12 protein-coding genes are annotated in these 18,483 nt (G+C 63.3%); 2 read left to right on the forward strand and 10 right to left on the reverse strand.

Going from position 1 to position 18,483, the window contains the following annotated elements:
- Window positions 1-52: 52 nt before the first annotated feature.
- From D8U70_RS09105 to D8U70_RS09115, 3 genes are all read right to left on the reverse strand, one after another.
- Window positions 53-2,458, reverse strand: a complete 2,406-nt coding sequence (locus D8U70_RS09105; RefSeq protein WP_130928675.1) for a glucose/quinate/shikimate family membrane-bound PQQ-dependent dehydrogenase — start codon at window positions 2,456-2,458, stop codon at window positions 53-55.
- A gap of 349 nt (window positions 2,459-2,807) precedes the next feature.
- On the reverse strand, window positions 2,808-3,824 hold the full coding sequence (locus D8U70_RS09110; RefSeq protein ID WP_130928676.1) for an NADP-dependent oxidoreductase: 1,017 nt from the start codon (window positions 3,822-3,824) through the stop codon (window positions 2,808-2,810).
- Between the two features lie 54 nt (window positions 3,825-3,878).
- Window positions 3,879-4,667: an SDR family oxidoreductase gene (locus tag D8U70_RS09115; RefSeq protein ID WP_130928677.1), complete on the reverse strand. Its 789-nt coding sequence runs from the start codon at window positions 4,665-4,667 to the stop codon at window positions 3,879-3,881.
- Window positions 4,668-4,806: 139 nt separating this feature from the next.
- Here D8U70_RS09115 and D8U70_RS09120 point away from each other — a divergent pair, with 139 nt between their 5' ends.
- Window positions 4,807-5,409, forward strand: coding sequence for a TetR family transcriptional regulator (locus D8U70_RS09120; protein ID WP_122746523.1), 603 nt, complete (start codon window positions 4,807-4,809; stop codon window positions 5,407-5,409).
- A 5-nt stretch (window positions 5,410-5,414) separates the two neighbouring features.
- On the opposite strand, the gene D8U70_RS09125 is transcribed toward D8U70_RS09120, so the two are convergent.
- A complete protein-coding gene (locus D8U70_RS09125) occupies window positions 5,415-5,816 on the reverse strand; it encodes a response regulator (RefSeq protein ID WP_241150576.1) in 402 nt (133 codons plus the stop codon).
- Window positions 5,813-6,802: a response regulator gene (locus D8U70_RS09130; protein WP_130928678.1), complete on the reverse strand. Its 990-nt coding sequence runs from the start codon at window positions 6,800-6,802 to the stop codon at window positions 5,813-5,815. Before D8U70_RS09130 ends, D8U70_RS09125 begins: the two co-directional genes overlap by 4 nt.
- Window positions 6,803-7,064: 262 nt before the next feature.
- On the opposite strand from D8U70_RS09130, the gene D8U70_RS09135 reads away from it, so the two are divergent.
- Window positions 7,065-12,314: an AAA family ATPase gene (locus D8U70_RS09135; RefSeq protein WP_241664639.1), complete on the forward strand. Its 5,250-nt coding sequence runs from the start codon at window positions 7,065-7,067 to the stop codon at window positions 12,312-12,314.
- A gap of 244 nt (window positions 12,315-12,558) precedes the next feature.
- On the opposite strand, the gene D8U70_RS09140 is transcribed toward D8U70_RS09135, so the two are convergent.
- From D8U70_RS09140 to D8U70_RS09160, 5 genes are all read right to left on the reverse strand, one after another.
- Window positions 12,559-13,035 carry an AraC family transcriptional regulator gene (locus D8U70_RS09140; protein ID WP_110600507.1) on the reverse strand — a complete coding sequence of 159 codons (477 nt, stop codon included), beginning with the start codon at window positions 13,033-13,035 and terminating at the stop codon, window positions 12,559-12,561.
- An 88-nt stretch (window positions 13,036-13,123) separates the two neighbouring features.
- Window positions 13,124-14,236 carry an alkene reductase gene (locus D8U70_RS09145; RefSeq protein ID WP_130928679.1) on the reverse strand — a complete coding sequence of 371 codons (1,113 nt, stop codon included), beginning with the start codon at window positions 14,234-14,236 and terminating at the stop codon, window positions 13,124-13,126.
- 171 nt (window positions 14,237-14,407) lie between these two features.
- A complete protein-coding gene (locus D8U70_RS09150; protein ID WP_130928680.1) occupies window positions 14,408-16,642 on the reverse strand; it encodes a molybdopterin cofactor-binding domain-containing protein in 2,235 nt (744 codons plus the stop codon).
- Window positions 16,639-17,112, reverse strand: coding sequence for a (2Fe-2S)-binding protein (locus tag D8U70_RS09155; RefSeq protein WP_130928681.1), 474 nt, complete (start codon window positions 17,110-17,112; stop codon window positions 16,639-16,641). Before D8U70_RS09155 ends, D8U70_RS09150 begins: the two co-directional genes overlap by 4 nt.
- Complete coding sequence (locus D8U70_RS09160) at window positions 17,109-18,389, reverse strand: c-type cytochrome (protein WP_130928790.1); 1,281 nt, start codon at window positions 18,387-18,389, stop codon at window positions 17,109-17,111. Before D8U70_RS09160 ends, D8U70_RS09155 begins: the two co-directional genes overlap by 4 nt.
- Window positions 18,390-18,483 lie beyond the last annotated feature (94 nt).

Raw genomic sequence — 18,483 nt, forward strand, 5'->3', positions numbered from 1 at the left:
CGGTGCTTTGGGGCACCGCGCGCTTGGGGGAGGTTGGTGGTGCGGCAGCGAGTTACGGCAGGGCGTAAGCCATCACGTAATCGCCACGATCGGTCGACTGGCGTGCGCCGCCAGCGGTGACAACGATGTACTGCTTGCCGGTCTTCGGCGAAACGTAGGTCATCGGGCCGCCCTGGCTGCCGACTGGCAGACGGGCTTTCCAGACTTCTTCGCCGTTGCCGCTGTTGAAGGCGCGCAGGTAGAAGTCCTGGGTGCCGGCAATGAAGATCAGGCCGCCCTGGGTCGACAGGGTGCCGCCGAGGGTTGGCAGACCGATCTTGATCGGCAAGTGCATGCGGATGCCCAGGGGACCGGTGTCTTCAACGGTGCCGACCGGAACTTGCCACGCGACTTTCTGGGTCTTCATGTCGATCGCGGTCAAAGTGCCGAACGGCGGCGCCTGGCACGGAATGCCGGCCACCGACAGGAAGCGGTTCTTGTTCACCGCGTACGGCGTGCCTTTGAGCGGCACAGCGCCCATGCCGGTGTTCAGCGCTTCGCCACCGCCAGCGGCCTGGCCTTTGTTCTGCGACGGGATCATCTGGATCCACAGACCCAGGCGCATGTCGTTGACGAAGATGAAACCGTGCACCGGGTCAGTGGAGATGCTGCCCCAGTTCATGCCGCCCAGCGAACCCGGGAAGCTCAGCGATTTGTCAGTACCCGGCGCGGTGTACAGGCCGTCGTAGCGCATGCTCTTGAAGTCGATGCGGCAGAGCAACTGGTCGTACGGCGTGGCGCCCCACATGTCCGATTCGGTCAGGTGCTGCGCGCCGATCTGCGGCATGCCCACGGATTTCGGCTGAGTCGGCGAGTACGGCTCGTTGGGGATGTTCGCGGCTTTCACCGGTACTTCCTTGACCTCGGTCAGCGGCTTGCCGGTGGCGCGGTCGAGCACATAGATCTGCCCGGCCTTGGTGCCGATGACCAGCGCCGGAACGCTTTGGCCGTCCTTGTCGAAGTCGATCAGGCTCGGCTGCATCGGCAGGTCGAAGTCCCACAGATCGTTGTGCACGGTCTGGAACACCCAGCGTTCTTCACCGGTGCTGGCGTCCAGCGCGAGGATCGAGGCGCCGTACTTGTGGGCCAGTTCGCTACGCTCGACACCATAGATGTCGGTGGACGAGCTGCCCATCGGCAGGAATACGGTGTTGGTCGCCGCGTCGTAAGACATCGGCGCCCAGCTGTTCGGCGTGCTGCGCACGTAGGTTTTGCCGTCGGCCGGCGCGTTGCGATCCTGCGGGTTGCCCGGGTCGAACGCCCAGCGCATGGTGCCGGTGATCACGTCAAAACCACGGATCACACCGCCCGGCATGTCGCTTTGCACGTTATCGGCAACACGACCGCCAACCACCACGGTGGTGCCGGCCATCAATGGCGCGGACGACAACTGATAGTAGCTGTCCGGAACATCACCCAGACCGGCCTTCAGATCGACCTGGCCGTTGTTGCCGAAACCCTGGCAGAACTCGCCGGTGTCGGCATCGACCGCGATCAGGCGGGCATCGATGGTGTTGGTCAGCAGACGACGCTGGCAGTTGGCAGCCGGCGCCGGTTTGGCTTCGATGATCGAAGAGTTGCTCGGCTGAGCGATGGTGACGGTGGCATCGAAATAGGCCATGCCACGGCAGCGCTGCCAGACTTTCGACTGGGCGTTGATCTGGTTTTTCCAGATTTCCTTGCCGGTGTCGGCGTCCAGCGCGATCAGGTTGTTGTGCGGGGTGCAGATGAACACCTTGTTGCCGACCTGCAGCGGGGTGAGCTGGTCTTCGGCGCCGTTGCCATCGCTCTCGGCGACGTCACCGGTGTGGTAGGTCCACGCGACTTTCAATTTGTCGACGTTGTTGCGGTTGATCTGGTCGAGCGCGGCGAAGCGGCTGCCACCTTCGGTGTTGCCGTAGTGCGCCCAGTCTTTCTGCGCCTTGGCCGGCTCGACCGGAGTCAGGCCCGGGCCAGTGCCAGTGGCGGCAACCGTAGGGTGGGCAACGAACATGTTACCGGCGGCAACCGCTACACCCACGGCGAGCACAGCGGCCACGGCATACGCGCCACGACCGGCAGCGCGGCCATTGGCGCGCGCCAGCAGCGGGTAAACCAGCGCGACGACCATGCCGATGGCGCTGAACATGAACAGCCGCGAGAACACCGGCCAGAACACCAGCCCGGCGTCAGCCACGGCCCAGATCGCGGTGGCCACGAGAAATGCGGCGAACAGCCAGGCGCCTGCAGTTTTCTTCAGGGCGATCAGCACACCGGAAACGGTCATCGCCAGACCGCCGACCAGGAAGTACCAGGAACCGCCCAGGCTGACCAGCTTCACACCGCCGACCGCGAGCGCCAGACCGAGCAGGGCGATGATCACGCCAAGGCCGACCAGAATGAACGTTGAAACGCCTGAGACGCGTTGACTGTGGTTCACATTGAAAGTCCCGTTTGAATGAAGCGCGGGATTATAGCGGTAACTAACCATTCAGTTAACCGCAGTTTTGCCATGAAAACGTGCACTTCTGTGAATCAAGCGTGGTGCAGGATGGGCAAAATGCAAGTTGAGAGGGGTTTCTCGACGTCTCGGCGGGGATGGCGAGTCGGGCTTGCAGTTGCAATGCACATATACAAACACCGCGTTGAATTCACCCCTCACCCCAGCCCTCTCCCCGAGGAGAGGGAGCCGATTGGTGGCTTCTCAGAACTTGTGTTCACCTCGGTATTGCAGGTTGGAATCACTCGATCAAACAACTCGGTCAGTTCCTTCTCCCTCCGGGAGAGGGCTAGGGTGAGGGGCTTTTGAGGATGGCCGCGATGGCAACCTTGCCCTTGGCCCGACCTTGTTCGACGTAGTGCAAGGCGTCAGCTATCTGATCGAACGCAAAGATGCGGTCAATCACCGGTTTGATAACTCCAGCCTCGATCAGTGCGGTGATCTTCTGCAACTGAACGCCATCGGCGCGCATGAACAGAAACGAATAATCCACCCCATGCTTGCGCGCCTTGCGCCGAATGCCACTGCTGAGCAGACGCATGACCAGGCCCAGCAGCCAGGACAAACCCTGCTCCCGAGCGAACTGCGCAGTCGGCGGCCCTGACAGGGAAATCAGATGCCCGCCCGGTTTCAACACCTTTAACGATTTCTCCAGCACATCGCCGCCGAGGCTGTTGAGCACCACGTCGTAGTCGCGCAGCTCAATGGCGAAATCCTGCTGCTTGTAATCGATCACCACATCAGCGCCCAGCGCCTTGACCCACGCGACATTCGCCGTGCTGGTCGTAGTCGCAACAAAAGCGCCGAGGTGTTTGGCCAGTTGAATGGCGACCGTGCCAACGCCACCGGAGCCGGCGTGAATCAGCACCTTCTGGCCTTTTTGCAGCCCGGCGACCTCGACCAGGGCCTGCCACGCCGTCAACGCCACCAGCGGCATGCAAGCCGCCTCGGTCATGGCGAGATTGGCGGGTTTCAACGCGATCGCTTGTTCGTCGACAGCGATGCGTTCGGCAAACGTGCCAATCCTGTTTTCAGGCGCACGCGCATAAACCTCATCGCCCGGCTTGAAACGCTTGACCGCCGCACCGGTGCTGAGCACCACACCGGCGACATCGTTGCCCAATATCAAAGGCATTTGATAGGGCAGGATCATCTTGAATTCGCCGCTGCGAATCTTCAGATCCAGCGGGTTGACGCTGCTGGCGCGCACTTCGATCAGCACGTCGTGGGCGCCAACCAGCGGTTCGGGCAGGTCGCCGATCCGGCCGTTCTGCTTGCCGTAGCGCTCGATGAAAAATGCCTTCATTGCGGATGCTCTTTCGGTAGAAACCCGCCGGCATAGCGGCGGGTCTGGATGAGGTCAGGCCTGAGTCAGATAACGTTGCGCCACCGCCGACTGGCGGATCTGCCCCAACAGCCCCTGCCGCGCGGTTTGCATGGCATCCCAGAGCTCGCCTTCGTGCAGCGGCGGGATGGTCACGACTTCGCGACGGTCGAAACCGACCAGCGCGGCATCGACCATATCGCCGACTTCCATGATGTCGGTGAGGGTGTTGATGTCGATACCGGCGCGGTCCCAGATTTCCGTGCGAGTGGCCGCAGGCAATACGGCTTGCACATACACGCCTTGTGGCGACAGTTCCAGGCTCAGGCCCTGGGAGAGGAACAGTACGAACGCCTTGGTCGCGCCATACACCGACATGCCAAACTCCGGCGCCAGGCCCACCACCGAGCCGATGTTGATGATCGCGCCGTCGCCGGCCTTGGCCAGACGCGGGGCGATCGCACTGGCCAAACGCACCAGCGCCGTGGTGTTGAGCGCGACCAGTTGCGCCACGCTGTCGGTGCTCTGCTCGATGAAGGTACCGGAATGCGCCGCGCCGGCATTGTTGACGAGGATACCGATGCGCGCGTCGTCACGCAGACGCGCCTCGACGGTTTGCAGGTCGCTCAGTTGCGTCAGGTCGGCCTGTAGCACTTCGACATTGACGTTGTGTTCAGCGCGCAAACCGGCAGCAAGGGTGTCCAGGCGCGCCTGGTCACGGGCGACCAGCACCAGATCGTGCCCGCGTTGGGCGAAACGTGCGGCGTAGACCGCGCCGATGCCGGTGGAGGCGCCAGTAATCAGAACAGTAGGGCGAGTAGTCATGGTGTGGGCTCTTTGTCAGTTGAAGACTGATTGCGGGCCTTTAGGATGATGATCCAAATCTAAACTGTCAACGGTTTTGATTATGGCCAACATCTATGTATCATCGGCCGATGAATTTTCAGCGCTGGAGGTATTCAACATGCGCGTATCCAAGGCTCAGGCTCAGGCCAATCGCGAGCACATTGTCGAAACGGCATCAGTGATGTTCCGCGAACGCGGTTATGACGGGGTCGGCGTGGCTGACCTGATGGCGGCCGCCGGTTTTACTCACGGCGGTTTCTACAAACACTTCGGCTCCAAGGCCGACCTGATGGCCGAAGCCTCGGCCAACAGCCTGGCGCAGTCCACGGCCGCCGCCGAAAGCATGAGCGTGGAGGATTTCATCGACGTGTACGTGTCGCGAGACCATCGCGACGGCCGCTCCACCGGTTGCACCATGGCAGCGCTGTGCGGCGATGCGGCGCGGCAGTCCGGGGACGTGAAAGCGGCGTTCGCTGAAGGTATCGAGCGCACGTTGCAGACGCTCGGCGAGAAATACCCGACCGCAGCGGATGCACCGCAAGGTGAGGGCCGAACCCGGATGATCGACCTGCTGGCCCGGGCGGTCGGGGCGATCATGCTGTCGCGCGCCTGCCCGGATGATTCGGCGCTGGCCGATGAGATTCTGGCGGTGTGTCACGCTTCGATGACTGAGTCGCTGCCCGCGATCGAAACTGCGCAAGAAGCCACGCAGGACAGCTGAAGCGATCAGTGTTGGCGGTGCAGGGCCTTGTCGAGTGCCGCCAGCAAAACCTCTTCTTCGAAGGGTTTGCACAGGCATTCAAACGCCTGGTAATGCCCGGACTCAGCCAGCGCCGCCTCGTCCCAATGGGCGGACATGCAGATCACCGGAAACTGTCGCGGCAGTTGGCGCATCACGTCGATGCCGGACAGGCCGGGCATGCGCAGATCCAGCAGCAGGCAGGCGATTTCGGCGAAGTCGGCTTCGGCGAGAAACGCTTCGCCACTGGCATAAACCTGCGCGCGATAACCGACCGAACGCAGCAGATTCGACAGGCTTTTGCGCACCGACGCGTCGTCATCGACGATGCAGACAATCGTCGGTCGGGGGTTCTCGATCGCCGTCGGACGACCCGCCGGGGCGCTCACGACAGGCTCGATGGGCCAGGCGAAGGCGCAGCGCTGATCAGTCCGTAGAGTTCGACGAGGTTGACCAGCGAGCGGGTCTGCATCTTCGCCATGATGTGTTTGCGATGAACCTTGGCGGTCACTTCACTGGTGCCCAACTGGTTGGCGATCTGTTTGTTCGACAGGCCACCGACAATCAGCGGCAGCACCTCGCGCTCACGCGGTGTCAGCTGCGCCGCCAATTGCCGCACGTGCTGAACCCGTTGCCATTGATTGAACGCCGTCGCGGCGTGTTGACGGGTGCTGCGCAGAATGCCAAGCAGTTCATCGTCATTGAATGGCTTGGTCAGGAACTCCACCGCGCCGGCCTTCATCGCCTGCACCGACATCGGAATCGTGCCGTGGCCGGTCATGAAGATCACCGGCCACGGCAAGCCGCGCTCGTTCAGCGCCGCCTGCAATTGCAGGCCTGTGGTTTCGGGCAGGCTGACGTCGAGCAGCAGGCACGCCGCGCCGCTGGCGATGTCGGCCTCGAGCAGTTCTTCGGCGGACTGGAAAATCCGGTGCTCGATGCCTTCGGCGCGCAACAAGCGGCTCAATGCGCTGCGCACGCAGGCCTCATCGTCAACGATGAACACCGGCACCGATTGCGTATCGACCAACGGCGGCTGCGCCACCATCGGCGCCGAGGCCAGGGCGTTGAACACGGGCAGTTTGGGTTCGCGGTCTTTCAATAATCGGTAACCTCGACGGGCAACCGTCTGGATGATTTCTTTTTCCCCGAGCAGTTTGCGCAGCGAGGAAATCTGCACTTGCAGATTGTTCTCTTCGACGACGATGTCCGGCCACACCTGATTGATCAGCTCGTTCTTGCTGACGATGCGCCCATCGGCCTGCATCAGTACCGAAAGTATTTCGAACGCCCGCCCTCCCATGCGCAAGGGCCGGCCATCGAGAAAGGCTTCGCGCCGTTCCAAAGAAATCGTGGCTTGGCCGAGTCGGATCATGCGGGCCTCTGCGTTGCGGTGAGAAGGACAGGGCGCGGGCGCCGGGTTATCAGGTTCGTACGCTAGGGGACGGCCTGGCATAAAGCAATTATCCCGAGGGATAAGACGTGCGCTTGTATAGCGCAAGAAACAGCCGCGCAAGGCTCTGGACGGCCATCTTGAGGCTGCAGACGGACATCAGCGCAGCGGCTGGCCCTCTGGCAAAAAAACGCTGGGTATACTTCGCCACCAGCCTGAATCCCATTTCCAGCGGTGAATGCGTATGCCCGGCCAGCCATCCTCCTCTGCAATTTCCCGCGTGGCCGATGCGCCGATGCTCGATGAAGCATGGCTGGAGAGCTGTCGGTTCAGTCTGCTGCGCCGTGACCATGAACTGACCTGGTTCAGCCTCGAAGACAGCCACTCGGGCCAGAGCTGGTTCGCTGTGCGTGCGCCGATCCAGCGTCCGGCGCTGTGCCAGCGGCTGGAGCGCGATTTCCATTTGCAGTTGCCTTCGCAGTGGGCGCTCAACCCGCTCGCGCTGATTCGCTCGGCGGACGGGCCGGTGTTGGTCTACCCGCAATGGGGCGCGCCGCTGGCTGGACTGATCGACGCCGCCGGCTTACCACTCGGACGGGTGCTGAATATCGCCGTCGCCGCCGCGAATGCGCTGGTCCACTCTCGCCATCCGGAATCACCGCAAAACCCTGTGGGAGCGAGCCTGCTCGCGAAAGCGTCATTCCGGCCGACATCACCCTTGACTGACCCACCGCTTTCGCGAGCAGGCTCGCTCCCAAAGTGTTCTTTATTGCCTTGGCATCTGCTGGTCGATGCTGACGACAGCGTCAGGCTGATGGGCTTTCACACCCACGCGCAGGAAACGCCGGCGACCGAACTGCCGAGCCTGGAACACTGGCCTTATCTGGCGCCGGAACAGCTGCAGGGCGACGGCGTCGATTCCGATGAGCGCAGCGACGTCTATGCGCTGTCGGCAATCATCTACGAGGCGCTGACCGGACGCCCGCCGCTGATCGCTCGCGACGCCTCGCAATGGTTGCATGTGCACGCCGCCGTCGAGCCTTTGTCGCCAGCGCAATACCAACCCGACCTGCCGCAAGGCATTTGTCACGTGCTGCTCAAGGGCCTGGCCAAGGAGCCGGACGCGCGCTATCAAAGCATCGAATCGCTGGCCGCCGATCTGACCTGGTGCCTGCGGCAATGGCAGAAAAAAGGCCAGATCGAAGCGTTCCGCCTCGGTGCCTTCGACGCGCGGGCGACGGCCACGCGCGGCGATGTGCTGTTTGGTCGTGATGACGAACGTCAGCAGCTGCTTGAACAGATCCAGCGCGTGCGCAGCGACGGCATCGCTCGCGTGCTGCTGGTTGCCGGCGCACCGGGAGCGGGGAAGTCGACGCTGATCCAGCAAGTCCTGCGTAGCCAGGCACCCGGTTATTGGGCCAGCGGCAAGATCGAACTGCTGAACAATGACCGGCCTTTCGCGCCGCTGGCGCAGATTTTTCAGTCTCTGATCAGCCAAGTGTTGACCAAGCCCACACTGGCCTTGCAGGCCTTGGCCGAGCAACTGCGCGAAACCCTCAAGGGCCGTGGCCGCTTGCTGCTGGACCTGGCACCGGAAGCCGAACTGCTGATCGGCGCCACCGCCGAACTGCCGAACATGCCGGCGCGCCACGCCCTGGATCGGGTCAATCGGGCGCTGCTCGATGTGCTCGAAGTCTTTGCACAACCGGGGCATCCGCTGCTGCTGTTTATCGACGACTTGCAGTGGGCTGACGACTCGACGCAGGCGTTTCTCAAAGCCTTTATCGGCCGACCGACGCGGCATCTGCTGCTGGTTCTGGCGTATCGCGAGGGCGAGTTGACGGAGCATCCGGGCGGCTGGCTCGATGAGATGCGCAGAGCACCCGCGCTGCCAGTCAGTGACCTTCGACTAGGGCCGCTGTCGGTGCAGGCCGTTGCGCAACTGATGGCGGTCGAACTCGATGCTGACGTCGACAACCTCGAGGCGCTGGCCCGCGTCGTGCATTTCAAAACCGCCGGCAATCCGTTGTTCGTCAGCCAGGTGGCGCGCGCGCTGGTGGACGAGCGTCTGCTGCGTTTCGACGCGACGACGCGGCGCTGGGTGTGGAATCTGGCCGAAGTGAACGGCTATCGCTACGCCGACAACGTGGCCGAATTGATGGTGCAACGCTTGCTGCGTCTGCCGGCCAGTGCCCGTGAAGTGTTGCGCACCGCGGGTTACGTCGGTGGCCGCTGTGACGAAACGCTGTTGGGCGATTTGCTGGGGGACGATCCGGCGCAATTGCTGCGTGACGTGGATTATCTGGTCAGCGCCGGATTTCTCCTGCGCGAGCCGGGCCAACTGGTGTTTCCCCACGATCGAGTATTGGAAGCCGCCGCTGCGCTGACCGCACCGGCCGGGCGCTCGGCTGAGCATGCGCGCATCGCTGCCGCCATGCTCGATCAATGCGGCGAGCAGCGGCAGGCGCGGGTCTTCGACATCGCCAGTCAGATTCAGCGCAGCGCCGGCAATGCGCTGCAAGCGCCTCGACGCGCTGAGTTCATCCAGTTATTGCTCGAAGCTGCCGAGCGCGCCCGCGATAGCGCCGCTGTCGAGCAGGCCGTGGATTATCTGCGCAGCGCCGAGGTATTACTTGGCGACAACGGCTGGACGCAGCTCTACCCGCAAGCCTTCGCGGCGCGCTGGCTGGCAGCCGACTGCGCGATGTTGCTGGCGGATCTGCCCGGCGCGCAACAGCGTCTCGACGACTGTCTGGAACACGCTGCCACCGTGCTGGACCGGGCGAAAACCTACCGCCTGCGCGCCAGCCTGCGCACCTTGCATTCCGATTACCACGGCGCAATCGGCGAAGCGCTGGCCGGTCTTGTGTTGCTCGACATCGACCTGCAGCGACACCCATCGAAGGCGCAACTGGGCGAAGCGTTCGAACGGGTTCGGCAATTGGTCGGTGCGCGACGGATCGCTGAGTTGACGGCGTTGCCCAAAGCCAACGAGCCGCGAATCGAAGTGGCCATGGAACTGCTGAGCACGCTGATCGCCTCGTTCTTCGTGCAGGACGACATTGCTTTTTTGCACCTGGCGAAGATGGTCGAACTGACTTTGCTCCATGGCACCACGCCGAGCAGCGGCTACGGTTTTGCCTGGTACGGCGTGATGATCGCCGACCGTTATGGCGAATATCTGGACGGTGTTGCTTTCGCCGAACTGGCGCTCGATCTGACTGATCTGCACGGCTATGAGGCGGGGCGCACCGGCACGCTGGTGGCGCTGGATCAGGTCAGCGCGTGGACCCGGCCGATGGCTTACGCGCGGCAGAAGGCTTTCGCCGCGTTTGAGTGCGGTCAGGCCGGCGGCGATCTGGGCATGTCGTGTTACGCCTGCAACCACATCGGCTCCGATCTGCTGTTCATGGGCGAGCCGCTGCCAAACGTGTTGAACGAGCTGGACGTCGGCCTGAGTTGGGTGCGGCAGTTTCACTACATCGACATCGAGCGCATTCTGCTGGCGCAACAGGCGTTCGCCAGCGATTTGCGCAATGGGCCTGAGCCTCGTTCGATCGCAATGCTGGATGCTTTGGAACATGACCGTTTTGGCCCGCTGCATCGCGACCGCGTTTCACAGCCGACGCTGTTGTGGATGTGGTTGTATTCGGGCATGTCGGCGTTCTATTTCGGTGAAGTGCGTTACGCGTTGCGCCGTTTCGAAGACGCCGAGGCGTTGACGTGGTCGCTGCCGGCGCACATTGATCTGGCGCATTACTACCTGTTCTACAGCCTGGCACTGGCCAGTCCCGAGGCGCCGGGCTCTGTTGCCGAAAAACTGCAGAAACTGGAGCAGCAACGGCAGCGTTTTCTGCCATGGGTCGAGCTCAATCCTTCGACCTTCAGCAACAAACTGCTGCTGATCGAAGGCGCGATGGCCCGCGTGCGCGGCGAAGGGCTGGCCGCCATTCGCTGCTTCGACCAAGCGCAAATCGCGGCGGCCGCTGCCGGATTTATCCATGAGCAAGCACTGGCACATGAACAACTGGCCGTGGTCTGCCTGGCCAACGGCCTGGTCTCCGGCACGCATCATCACCTGCGTGTTGCGCGCGACTGCTATGTGCTGTGGGGCGCTGAAGCCAAGGCGCGCCACCTCGAAGCCCAGCATCCGTTTCTCGCCCACGAGCATTCCCTGGAAGCGGGAACGCCGGTGACGCGGGTGCGCCTTGACCTGGAAGTCGGCATTGAAGCGGCACGCGCGGTCTCGCAAGAGGTGTTGCTTGATCGGCTGGTGGAGACCTTGATGAATCACTTGATGATTCAGGCCGGTGCCGATCGCGGCGCGCTGCTGTTGGTCGCCGAGGGTGAGTTGCAATTGGCCGCTGCCGCGCATGTCGAGGCGGGCAACGTGCGGGTCAGTCAGGACAACGATCGCTCGCTGGAGCAGATCGCGCCGGTTTCAGTACTCAATTCGACCATGCGCACGCGCACGCCGCTGGTGCTCGACGATGCCCGCGCCGACTGCCCGCAAGCTTACAGCGCCGACTTGCGCGAGCGGCAGACGCGCTCGCTGATGTGCCTGCCGTTGCTCAAGCAGGGCGCGCTGATCGGTCTGGTGTATCTGGAAAACAGCCTGGTACCGAAGCTGTTCAGCGCCGAACGCCTGACCATGCTGGAAATCCTCGCCTCGCAGGCAGCGGTGTCGCTGCAGACCGCACGGCTCTACGCGCAACTGGTCGAAGACAACCGCTTGCGCGCGCAGATGGAAGCCGACTTGCGCAGCTCGCGGGCGGAACTGGCGCGCAACTCGCACCTGAAAATGATGGGCGAACTGTCGGCCTCGATCGCCCACGAAATCAGCCAGCCGCTGCTGGGCATTTCATCGAACGCCTCGGCCAGTCTGCGCTGGCTCAAGCGCGACACGCCTGATCTCGACGAGGCTATTCAGGGACTCGAAGACATCCGCTCCGACAGCGCCCGTGCCACCGAGATCGTCCAGGCCTTGCGCGCATTGGCCAGGCAGGCGCCGTTGCAACGATTGCCGGTGTCGATTGACGCGTTGATCGGTGAGGTCGTGCAACTGACGGCGAGCGATTTGCACAATCGCGGGGTGAGCTTGCACACGCAACTCAACGCTGCTGACCCGGTGCTGGGGGATCGGGTGCAGATCCAGCAGGTGATCTACAACCTGATCGTCAACGCGCTGGAAGCAATGGCTGGGCAGGGCGTGACTGACGGGCGCCTGGTGATTGAGTCGACGCTGTCCGATGGGCAGGTCTGCGTGGCTTTTCAAGACAACGGGCCGGGGATCGCCGAGCATCAGCGTGAAGAAATTTTCGATGCGTTCTTCACCACCAAGGGCAGCGGCATGGGCATGGGCCTGGCGATTTGCCGAACGGTGATAGGCGCCCATGGCGGGACGTTGCGCGTGGAAGACAGCGAAGAGGGCGCGCGGATCTGCTTCAGACTGCCGCTTGCGCCGGACGCCAGGATCAAAAGCCCCTCACCCTAACCCTCTCCCGGAGGGAGAGGGGACTGACCGGGGTGTTTGGGGGAGATACGCCGACGTGAAAGTCCGAGTTGAACTCAGGACTGGAAAAACACCAAATCAGCTCCCTCTCCTCGGGGAGAGGGCTGGGGTGAGGGGGGAGTTCACCGCCGTACCAACGCCGACCACCAGCGCTCTACCGCAAAAAAAAAGCCGCGAAAAATCGCGGCCAAAAGGGAGGAGTGAACAAAACCCTTTGAAATCCGACTCAGGGCCGCAGTTCCGTCAAGCGCTGGCCCATCGTCGAATTCAGCAACCCATCGCTGAGCCGCCAAACATCCGCATCCACCGGCGCCACCCGCGCTCCGCACATCAGTTGGCGCCAGACCTTCGGCGGCATTCCCACCATGCGCCCGAAGGTGCGGGTGAAGTGCGAGTGATCGGAAAATCCGCATTCATAAACAATCTCGGTAATCGCCATCGAGGTCAGCAACAGCCCTTTGGCTTTGTCGATCTTCATCTTCAGCATCCATTCCTGAGGTGAGCAGCCGGTGACGATCTTGAACGCCCGGGAAAAGTGGCTGCGTGAAAGATTGCAATGTTCGGCAATCTCGCTGACGCGCAGGCTGCGGCTCAGATCGTGCAGCATGTAGGCCTTGGCGCGGCGTTCCTGCCAGCCGGACAGTGCGCCCAGTGGGCGCGCCAGGTGGCAGGAAGGGTCTGACTTCACCGATTGCGGGTTCATGGCGGCTCTCCTGATCGATGGGCAAAGTCTGGCCGCAGGCTTTATTTAAAGTCCTTAAACAAACCTTAAAAGTTATGAAGCCCAAGCCTCAGGCGTGAAACGGGTAATCGACGTAACCACGCTGATCGCCGCCGAAGAAGCTGCTCGGATCCGGCGTGTTCAACTCAAGCCCGTCGTGCAGCCGACGCGGTAGATCCGGGTTGGCCAAAAATGGCCGGCCAAAAGCAATGATGTCGGCGCGATCGGCGTTCAGCGCCTGTTCGGCGGACTCGGCGTCGTAACCGCCAGCGAGGATCAGCACGCCGTTCCAGGTCTGGCGCAGCTGGGCAATGATCGCGTCCCAGCGCGGGTCGAAGTTTTCGTCCTTGACCGTGCCGACCATGGCCGGCTCGACCAGATGCAGGTAGGCCAGATTCCACTGGTTGAGCGCCGCGACCAGATAACCGAAGGTCGCTTCAGGCGTGTCATCGCCCATGCCCATGAAGCGGCCCATCGGCGTCAGACGCACGCCGACGCGCTCGGCGCCGACTTCATCAGCGACGGCGGCGACCACTTCGAGCAGAAACCGCGCACGGTTTTCCACGTTGCCGCCATAGGCGTCATCACGCTGGTTGCTGTTGCTGTTGAGAAACTGGTCGAGCAGATAACCGTTGCCGGCATGGATCTCCACGCCGTCCATGCCAGCGTTCAACGCGTTGCGCGCAGCGCGGCGATAGTCGTCGACGATGTCGGCGATCTCCGCCGTTTCGAGGGCGCGCGGCACTGGCACATCACCCCATACGCCGTTGCCTTGTTCATCGACGATAAAAGTCTTGCCCGGCACAGGCAGGGCGCTCGGCGCCACCGGCAAACCGGCGTCCGGCTGAAAGCTTGGGTGCGAGACCCGGCCGACGTGCCACAGCTGCATGAAGATCAGACCTTCGGCCTCGTGCACCGCCGTGCTGACTTCGCGCCAGGCCTGCACTTGCGCATCGGTGTAGATCCCCGGCGTCCACGCATAGCCCTGGCCTTGCTGAGAAATCTGCGTGGCCTCGGTGATGATCAGCGCGGCACTGGCGCGTTGGCGGTAGTACTCGGCGTTCATTGCGGTCGGCACGTCGCCCGGTTGGCCGGCGCGCGAGCGGGTCAAGGGCGCCATCGCCACGCGATGGGCAAGGGTGTAAGGGCCGAGTGCGATAGGTTGAAACAGGCGACGGGTCATGGGTAGCTCCGGATTTTGATGAGTAGGGTTCAAGTGCGGCAGCCAGGTGCCGCGCGCTGTGCAGGTAACTTAACCGGGGGTGGCGGGGCTGATAATCCGTGGCCGGCGCTACGCAGTTTTGCGCGCAACGCAACGGCACCCGCGCTCATCGCTGATGAACGCGGGCGTGGTTCAGGCGGGTTGGCTCGAGCGAGTCAGCGGCAGATTCAGCCAGCGCCGGCCGGTGGCATTGCTGACCGCATTGCCGAGGGCAGCAGCCATTGGCCCTTGGACGATTTCGGCAGCACCGAGGAAGGGTTCGCCCGGTTGATCAAGCAAATGCACGTCGACTTTTTTCGGCAATTGCGTAAAGCGCAGAATCGGATAACCGCTCCAGTCGTAGCTGCGAATGCCGCCGGCGTCGTAGGCGACTTTTTCGTAGAGCGTCCAGCTTGTCGACTGGACGATGCCGCCCTCGACCTGATTGCGCAGGCCATCGGGGCTGACGATCTGGCCAACGTCGACCGCCGTTACCACATGATCGACACGGATCTCGCCAGTCTGCGGATGCACCCGCAGTTTCACCGCGAGGGCGCAGTAACCCATGATGTTCTTGTAGCGGGCGAAGGCAAAACCGATTCCCGCGCCGGGTTCGCTGCTCTTGTGGGGCCAGCCGATTTCGTCACGCACGCGCTCAATCACAGCCCGGGCACGTGGGTCGCGCAGATGCGCCAGGCGCAACGCTACCGGATCAAGGCCAGCCTTGATCGCCAACTCATCGATACCCGCCTCAATGGCGAAGATGTTGATGTGCGCACCGAGCGAGCGCATGGCCGAAGTGCGGAACGGCATGGTGGTGACGAAATTCATGTTGATCCGCGTCGCGCCCAGTTCATACAGCGGCACCGCGTTGCGATCGCCGTCACCTTCGGGCTGGGCGATCGGCACCGAGGGCGCCGAGGTGAAGGGTTTCGCCAACAGGCGTGCCGGCAGCAGGCGACCAGCGTTGACGATGCGTTCGTTGTGCGGCGTGGTCCACAGCTCGTAGTTCCAGTCCTGCAAACGGCCCTGACTGAGGCCGGCATCGACTTCGGTGACCATCGCCGAACTGTACGGCTCCCAGAGATTTTCCTGCTCGCGCATCCATTGCACCCTGACCGGCGTGCCCGGCAGGCGCATGGCGATCAGCGCGGCATCGGCGGCGGCATCATCGGCGCCGTTGTGGCCGTAGCAACCCGAGCCTTCGGTATGAATGCAGCGCACGCGGTCCGGCGGCAGCCGCAGCATTTCGGCGATACCGGCGCGCAGCGGATAGACGCCCTGGGTGTGGGTCCACACTGTGAGCACGCCGTCGTTGAACCAGGCCACCGCACAGGACGGGCCGATCGAACCGTGCATCAAATATTGCTTGGTCACCCGCGCTTTGAAACGCGTTTCGGTCGCGCCGCCGGGATTGCCGTTGTTGCTGATCGGATAGCGCTTGGAGGGCAATTGCTTGAGCAAATCATGAATCCCGGCGGCTTCGGGAATCGCCTCGCCGCCACTCCACTTGGCACTTTCCATGCCGGCGCGCATGGCCTTGATCGCTTGCCACTCATCATGGGCGACCACGGCCAGATAGTTGCCGTCTCGAATCACTTTGACCACGCCGTTCAACGCCTCGATGGACGCGGCATCGAACGCCTGTAACGTGCAGCCGGGACGCGGCGGGCGAATCACCCGCGCATGCAGCATGCCCGGCAGGCGCATGTCCTGGACGAACGCCGCGCCGCCGCTGACCTTGGCCGGAATGTCCAGGCGCGGCAGGTTGTGGCCGATCAGTTTGAAGTCGGCCGCCGCCATCGCCGGTGATTGCGCCTTGGCGTACTGGTGCACATCGACATGCCTGACCGCGTCGGCATAAGCCATGCGCTGGCCGGTCGGCCCTTCGATGATGCCGTCGCGAGTGCTCAGTTGCACAGCGTCGATTTGCCAGCTGCGCGCGGCGGCGTCGACGAGCATTTCTCGCACCTGCGCGGCAGCGTTGTACAGCGCGGTGCCGCTGTCGAAAATGCTGTGGCTGCCGGCGGTGTAGCCTTCGTTGGGCGTCAGCGCGGTGTCGGCGGTGAGCAAGTTGATCGCGCTGGCCGGCACCTGCAACCGCTCGGCAGCAATTTGCAGCAACGCGGTTTTCACCCCGGTGCCCAGTTCGACCTTGCCGGTGTACACGGTGATGCCGTCGGCGCCGATGCGAATCCACGCGTCCAGGTATGGGTTGGTGCGCAGGCTGCCGGGCAGGTCGGGGGCCAGCACCACGGTGCCAAGGGTGTCGACTTCGGTGTCGGCCAAGGCACGCCGCGCTACCGGCATCAGCGTGAAGGCCATGAGCAACGCGCCGCCACGCAGGAAGGCCCGGCGGCTGGGGTTCAAGCCGTTTGCTTCACTCATGTCAGGCTCCCGTTATGCCCGGCCACCTGTTTGATCGCCTCGATGATGCGCAAGTGCGTGCCGCAACGGCACAGATTGCCGGCCATGTGTTCGCGGATGGTTTGTTCGTCCGGGTGCGGGTCACGTTCGAGCAACGTTTGCGCGCGCATCAGCATGCCGGCGATGCAGTAACCGCATTGCGCGGCCTGCTTGTCGATAAATGCCGCCTGCAACGGGCCGGGTTTCTCTGCGCTGCCGAGGCTTTCCACGGTGCGTATCTTTTTTCCTTCAAGGCCTGCGCACGGCGTGAGGCAGGCGAACACCGGTTGGTCGTCGACGATCACCGTGCACGCGCCGCACTGGCCCAGGCCGCAGCCGTACTTGGCGCCGTTGAGGTTCAAGTGATTGCGCAGCGCGTACAGCAGCGGCATGTCCGGTTCCAGCTCCAGCGCTTGGGCGGCTCCATTGACGGTGAGAGTGATCTGGCTCATTTCGTCTCCTGACGTAACGCTTCAATAGTGGAAGAAAGGTCGGCCCATGGCTGATCGGGTCTGGCTTGCTCGCGCAAGTACGCGGCGAGTGCGCCGAGCTGGGCGTTGTCGAGGCTGGCGGCGAACGGCGGCATCACCGGGCCGGGGGCGCCGGGAATGGCGGGCACGCCTTCAAGCACGGTCTTGAGAAAGTTGCGCGGGCTGGCCGCTTGCAGCGCCGAAGTGCTTGGCAGGCCTGGGCGGCCGTCGATTTCACGCATCGGCGCGGCGGGTGCGTGACATCCGGCGCAGGCGCTACTGAAGAGCAGGGCGCCGCTGCTGTGATCCGCTGGACTGCTCGGCGACCTTTGCGCGGTGGTTTCGCTCACCGCGTGCGGGTTTTGCAGGCTCAGCAGGTAGTCGGCAATCGCCTCGGCTTCACTGGCCGGCAAGCGCGCCAGACTCAGGCTGACCGGGCGCATCGGGCCGGCGGGTGTGCCGTGGCCATCGACGACATCGGCGCGCAGATAGCCGACCAATTGCTCGCGATTCCACGGATTGGCGCGCTGCCCGAGGCCGACCAGGGCCGGCGCTTCCCAGCCATCGACGCTGCCGCCCTGCAGATATTGCGAGGATTTCTCCGCGCCAATCAGGTTCAGCGGCGAATGGCAGCCGGCGCAGTGGCCCGGGCCGTCGACCAGATAGCGTCCGCGATTCCATGCCGCGCTGTGTTCGGCCAGCGGCGTCAGTGGCTCGCCATGCAGAAACAGCAGGTTCCAGAACGACACCAGCGGGCGGATGTTCATCGGGAAATTCATCTGGTTCTGCCGCGCCGGGGCGTGTACGGCGGGGCCGCTCATCAAGTAGGCATAGGCGTCGGCGATGTCTTCGGAGCTCATGCGCCGGTAGTGCACGTAAGGAAAGGCCGGGTAGAGAAAGTGGCCGTCGCGGGCAATGCCTTCGCGCATCGCCCGCTCGAAGGCCGGCAATGACCACTCGCCGATGCCGGTCTGCGCATCCGGGGTGATGTTGGTGCTGTACAGCGTGCCGAACGGCGTCACCAGCGGCAGCCCGCCAGCCAGGTATTCGCCGCCGGGGCGGGTGTGACACACCGCGCAGTCGCCGGCCTCGACCACTCGTGCGCCGCGTTGCAACTGCGCAGTATCGAATGACGTCGGCCGTTTGATTGGTGCGATCGCCGGGCGCCACATCAGCGCGACGGCGGCGATCAGGCCGAGCACCGCGAGCACGCCGACGCTGATCCACAGGGTTCTGGATTTGAGCAAATGGCTGTTCATGGTCGGCAGAAAAACGCGGCGGACAGTGGCAGGACGAGTGCAGTGCGGGTCATGGAAACGCTCCTTGTAGCAGCCGGGGAAGGGCGCCGATGCG

It is taken from the genome of Pseudomonas sp. Sample_20, assembly GCF_004307585.1.
GTDB lineage: Bacteria > Pseudomonadota > Gammaproteobacteria > Pseudomonadales > Pseudomonadaceae > Aquipseudomonas > Aquipseudomonas atacamensis.

Excerpts from the sequence above, each read along its gene's own strand:
- D8U70_RS09115 (WP_130928677.1), bottom strand. The coding sequence starts at position 4,667 with ATGACTACTCGCCCTACTGTTCTGATTACTGGCGCCTCCACCGGCATC.
- D8U70_RS09110 (WP_130928676.1), bottom strand. The coding sequence starts at position 3,824 with ATGAAGGCATTTTTCATCGAGCGCTACGGCAAGCAGAACGGCCGGATC.
- D8U70_RS09145 (WP_130928679.1), bottom strand. The coding sequence starts at position 14,236 with ATGACCCGTCGCCTGTTTCAACCTATCGCACTCGGCCCTTACACCCTT.
- D8U70_RS09120 (WP_122746523.1), top strand. The coding sequence starts at position 4,807 with ATGCGCGTATCCAAGGCTCAGGCTCAGGCCAATCGCGAGCACATTGTC.
- D8U70_RS09150 (WP_130928680.1), bottom strand. The coding sequence starts at position 16,642 with ATGAGTGAAGCAAACGGCTTGAACCCCAGCCGCCGGGCCTTCCTGCGT.
- D8U70_RS09130 (WP_130928678.1), bottom strand. The coding sequence starts at position 6,802 with ATGATCCGACTCGGCCAAGCCACGATTTCTTTGGAACGGCGCGAAGCC.
- D8U70_RS09140 (WP_110600507.1), bottom strand. The coding sequence starts at position 13,035 with ATGAACCCGCAATCGGTGAAGTCAGACCCTTCCTGCCACCTGGCGCGC.
- D8U70_RS09135 (WP_241664639.1), top strand. The coding sequence starts at position 7,065 with ATGCCCGGCCAGCCATCCTCCTCTGCAATTTCCCGCGTGGCCGATGCG.
- D8U70_RS09160 (WP_130928790.1), bottom strand. The coding sequence starts at position 18,389 with ATGAACAGCCATTTGCTCAAATCCAGAACCCTGTGGATCAGCGTCGGC.
- D8U70_RS09155 (WP_130928681.1), bottom strand. The coding sequence starts at position 17,112 with ATGAGCCAGATCACTCTCACCGTCAATGGAGCCGCCCAAGCGCTGGAG.